The sequence below is a fragment of the Scytonema sp. HK-05 genome (assembly GCF_963872035.1).
In the GTDB taxonomy this organism is placed as follows: Bacteria; Cyanobacteriota; Cyanobacteriia; order Cyanobacteriales; family Nostocaceae; genus Kalymmatonema.
Map to the genome: position 1 here is coordinate 1 of NZ_CAWMYC010000070.1, position 4745 is coordinate 4745.

Here is a 4745-nt window from a genome sequence, read left to right on the forward strand (position 1 = left end):
CCCGACGCTAACCGGAGTACCGTTATAGCGCGGGGCTTACGGCGAAGAAGCTAAATTTGCCTTAGTTTACGAATTTTGAGGGTGTATCATGGTTCCATTATGGTTACAAGCAGGATTTTGGGGGTTGGTTGGGGGTTCAGCCCTGTTAATGGGAGCGGCGGTAGGTTATTTTGCCAAAATTCCCCAGCGGGCAATTGCTGCCATCATGGCATTTGGTGCTGGGGTGTTAATCTCAGCGTTGTCGTTTGAGTTAATGGATGAAGCTTACAAACGCGGGGGATTTGACTCCACTGCATTTGGCTTTGTCACTGGCGCTGTGGTTTATACACCGGCAAACTGGTATTTGGCATATCAAGGGGCAAAACATCGCAAACGCTCTGGTCAGCAGCAACCACGGGAGGAGGAAGACAGCGGTAGTGGATTGGCAATAGCTGTTGGTGCTCTTTTAGACGGTATTCCAGAGTCGATAGTAATCGGTGTGAGTATGCTGGGGGGAGGCGTTGTCAGTTGGGTGACTGTAGCAGCAGTCTTCTTGTCCAACATTCCTGAAGGACTTTCCAGCGCTGCTGGTATGAAAAAGGCAGGTCGCTCAATTGGTTATATTTTCGGTGTGTGGGGAATGATTGCTGTTGCCTCTGGGATAGCAGCATTGATAGGGTATGCTGTCTTTAGTCACTTCTCTGCAGAAGTGATTGCTGCCACAACTGCCATAGCCGCAGGCGCGATTCTTGCCATGATATCAGACACAATGATTCCAGAAGCCTTTGAACAAGCTCACAACTTTGCTGGTTTGATTGTCGTTTTGGGGTTTCTTGCTGCGTTTGTACTTAGCAAACTGTGATAGAACTTGTACATTTAACCCATAACTTCAGTAGTTACAAGCCCCCAGTATGTCTTTGGGGGCTTTTTTGTTCAAGTGATAGACCAAAGCCTTTTATGGTTAGAAAAAGGGGGATTACGCGGAGTGCAGTGTCCTTACCGGCGATCGCCCTTGTGGTGTTACCATCAGGTTATCCGGCGGTTCTGCCTACAATACCGATCTGGCGATCAACAGGATTAGAGTCGCTAGCGTCATCAGAAAGCCCCGGAATGGGAACATCTGCGTTTTCGTCATCATGAACAGAGTCATTCAAGTCATTCATATTCCCAGAAGCTTCTTTATCTGGTGATGGGCTAATTACACTTGGATCAGCGCTTTCATGGACTGATAAATGAATAGGCTTGCGTGGTTCCTGAGTCATTTTTGCCTCTTTGGTGAACTTGCTAAACTAACTATCTACACAAGTTAAGACTCGGGCGGGTACTGTTCCCTCTAGCAATGGACGTACTCTTCCGGTTGTTACTACACGATATATCAAGCGACATCCCACTCCACATCGAGCTGAGTGAAACCACGGAACAGCAACGATGGGATATGCGCGAGTTGTTGGTTTGGGCGAAGTCTTAGATTCGGCAATCTCTTAGACAGTGTCTCCAGAGCAATTCGTGCTTCCCGACGAGCCAAGGATGCACCAACACAGTAATGTATTCCATTGCCAAAGGAAAGATGATTTACGGGTGCCTGTTTGAAACGTGCAAGCTGAAAGTACTCAGCATCAGAATACTGAGTTTCATCACGATTACCCGAAGCATACATCAAGAAAATTTGGGTGCCTTTAGGAAGTGTCACTCCGGCTAGCTCTACCTCTTGAGTGGTGGTGCGAATGATTGATGGGACAGGATCATCGTAACGCAATACCTCTTCAATTGCAGCAGGAATCAGTGATGGATCGTCACAGAGGGCTTGCCACAACTCAGGGCGTTCTAAAAGGACTTTTAAGGCATTGCTAATCAGATGACTTGTAGTCTCATGTCCAGCCAATATTGTGCCGCATAAAACAACGACCAACTCGTTCATGTTAAAGTCTGCGGTCTGAATATCGCTGATAAAGTCGTTTCGTGGTGCAAGCTTTCGTTCCTCAATCAGACCTGCAATGGTGTGCTGCATGGCAACAATGCTGCGAGCATATTCAATTTGGCGTTCTGGTGTCAAGTGCGAAAAGTGAAACAAAGCCATCTGGTGATCGCACGACTTTTTCATTTGTGCCATTTTCTCTACAGGAACACCATACATGGTCAGGATGACCTCAAGCGGCAGTGGATTCGCAAATTCTGAGATGATTTCGGCGTTACCGTTATTGATAAAACCGTCTACCAACTTGTTAGCAATGGCGCGAATCCAATCTTCCATGACCGCAAGCCGGGCTGGTGCGAACGCTCTATTCATTGGCTCGCGGAAGCGCTTGTGAGTATCACCGTCGCTATTAAAAGCAGTAGGAACGGGAAGATAGCCTTGAGCGAGTACTTGCAGCACCTCCGGCGTGAAGTGGACAGTAGGTCGCAGAGTATCTACTGAGGAAAACCGCTCTGGATCTTTCAGTACAGTGAGGATGTCGTCATAACGGGTGAGAACATAAGCATTTAATTCTGGGCTGTAAAATAATGGCTCTTCCTGTCTCGCACGCTTATAGAAAGAATAGGGGTCATCAAGCTGTGGGTTGACAAAGGGTTGATACTCTGATCCAAGATGAGGGCAAGTACCCTTTTCAGACTGTTTTACAAACTGTCCACTTGTGGTTTCCATAATCTTTCTTATTCCTCAACTCACCCTGGTCTACGATAGTTAGTCCGTAATTTTCATATTTTGCACCTGGCGATGAGAAATCGCCAGGACATAGTGCTGAGTAATTCGTAATTGAGTTAGTCATTACGAACAGCCCTTTCAAGGTTACTCGTAAAATCTCTTTTTTTTCTCTGCGCTCTTTGTGCCTCTGCGGTTTGAAAGTAATTTATTTAACCACAGAGGCACAGAGGAGCCAGCGCTGCGGGAGGGTTTCCCGACAGCAGGCGACTGGCGTTACACAGAGTAAAGAGGTTAAAGAGGAATTTCTTGACCAAAATTTTTACCCACCTTGAAAGGGCTTGTCATTACGAATTACCAGTTGACAAATTAATGACTATATGCAGGTTGTGCTTCGATATTTATGGCTGCATTCTCCTGTTGATCATCCTCTAAGGTAATAGGTACAGGCTGAACGTGCCAAATATCTTGGGCGTACTCGCGAATTGTCCGGTCTGAGGAAAAGTAGCCCGTGCGCGCTGCGTTGAGAATTGACATCTTCAACCAGTTGTCTTGGTCGCGGTAAGCATGGCTAACCCGTTGTTGGCACTCAATGTAGGACTGGTAATCGGCAAAGAGGAGATAGTCATCTCGGTTTTTTAGAGATTCTACCAGTGGTTGAAACAAATTGCTGTCACCTTTGGAGAAGTAACCGGATGCAATCTGGTCGATCGCCTGTTTGAGTTGAGGATTGCTGTTGTAATAGTCCCAGGGATGGTAGCCTTGAGCTTTGATTTGTGAAACTTGTTCAGTCGTCAGTCCAAAGAGGAAAAAGTTTTCCTGTCCGACGCGATCGCGAATTTCAATATTCGCCCCATCTAGTGTACCAATCATCAATGTGCCATTCATCGCAAACTTCATGTTGCTCGTGCCAGAAGCTTCCTTCCCCGCAGTCGATATTTGTTCGGAAAGGTCAGCCCCTGGGTAGATGCGCTGTGCCAACGCCACATTGTAGTTTGCCAAGAAAACGACCTTGAGGCGAGCGCCTATATCTGGGTCATTATTCACGACATCTGCTACTGAGTTGATGAGCTGAATAATCAACTTTGCCATTGCGTAACCAGGTGCAGCCTTACCAGCAAAAATCACGGTTCGCGGTACAACATCTGCATTGGGATTTTGTTTGATATAGTTATAAAGCGTGATAACGTGCAGCAGGTTCAAAAGCTGACGCTTATACTCGTGCAGTCGCTTCACCTGTATATCAAACAAGGAATTGGCATCAACATGAACTCCAGTCGTTTGCAGAATGTACTCTGCTAAGTCCTGCTTGTTCTCCTGCTTGATTTGCCGCCATTGCTCCCGAAATTCCCCATCGTCCACAAACGCTTCTAACTGCTTGAGTTCTTCCAGATTTTTGATCCAACCCTTACCAATTTTATTTGTTATCAGCAGGGCTTGTTTAGGGTTGGCAATCAAAATCCAACGACGAGGGGTGACTCCATTGGTTTTGTTGCTGAATTTTTCGGGAAACAGTTCGTAGAAGTCGCGAAACAGGTCATTTTTCAGCAGTTGAGTGTGTAGTGCTGCGACACCGTTAATAGCATGACTACCCACACAGCCAAGATGAGCCATCCTCACCCGTTTCTCTGCTCCTTCTTCAATCAGCGACAGTCTGGCAACTTTTTCATTGTCACCGGGATACTTAGCACGAACTTGATCCAAGAAACGTTGGTTAATCTCAAAAATAATCTCCAAGTGTCGAGGTAGAAGTCTGCCAAACAAACTTAAAGGCCAACGTTCCAACGCTTCAGACAGTAAGGTGTGATTGGTGAAACCAAAGGTTCTTTGGGTGATGTCCCAAGCTTTTTCCCATCCTAGCTGATGTTCGTCTAGCAGGAGCCGCATCAGTTCTGCTATGCCAATGGTGGGGTGGGTGTCATTAATTTGAATAGCAACTTTGTTGGGGAAATTGTCAAAGTTGTCATTGTGTTGCAGGTAGTTGCGGATGATATCTTGCAGAGAACAGGACACAAAGAAGTATTGCTGCTGTAAACGCAATTCCCTGCCTTGGTAGTTATTGTCGTTGGGGTGACATCCTCCCACACTAACCGTAAGCGGTATAGTGTGGGCTTCCTCAAATCAC

General features: G+C 46.4%; 3 protein-coding genes and 1 pseudogene. 1 reads left to right on the forward strand and 3 read right to left on the reverse strand.

Annotation, left to right across the window (positions count from 1 at the left end; all coding sequences use genetic code 11):
• Positions 1–88 precede the first annotated feature (88 nt).
• Entirely contained in the window at positions 89–841 is a 753-nt protein-coding gene (locus tag AACT52_RS10290; protein WP_073636608.1) for a ZIP family metal transporter, read from the forward strand.
• Positions 842–1010: 169 nt separating this feature from the next.
• Here the strand turns inward: AACT52_RS10290 and AACT52_RS10295 are convergent, their stop codons facing one another.
• The 3 genes and pseudogenes from AACT52_RS10295 to AACT52_RS10305 form a co-directional block, all read right to left on the reverse strand.
• Positions 1011–1241, reverse strand: a complete 231-nt coding sequence (locus AACT52_RS10295) for a hypothetical protein (protein ID WP_073636609.1) — start codon at positions 1239–1241, stop codon at positions 1011–1013.
• A gap of 113 nt (positions 1242–1354) precedes the next feature.
• Entirely contained in the window at positions 1355–2623 is a 1269-nt protein-coding gene (locus tag AACT52_RS10300) for a cytochrome P450 (RefSeq protein ID WP_073636610.1), read from the reverse strand.
• Between the two features lie 366 nt (positions 2624–2989).
• Positions 2990–4693 (reverse strand): annotated as a pseudogene (locus AACT52_RS10305) (glycogen/starch/alpha-glucan phosphorylase); the annotation flags it as partial.
• Positions 4694–4745 lie beyond the last annotated feature (52 nt).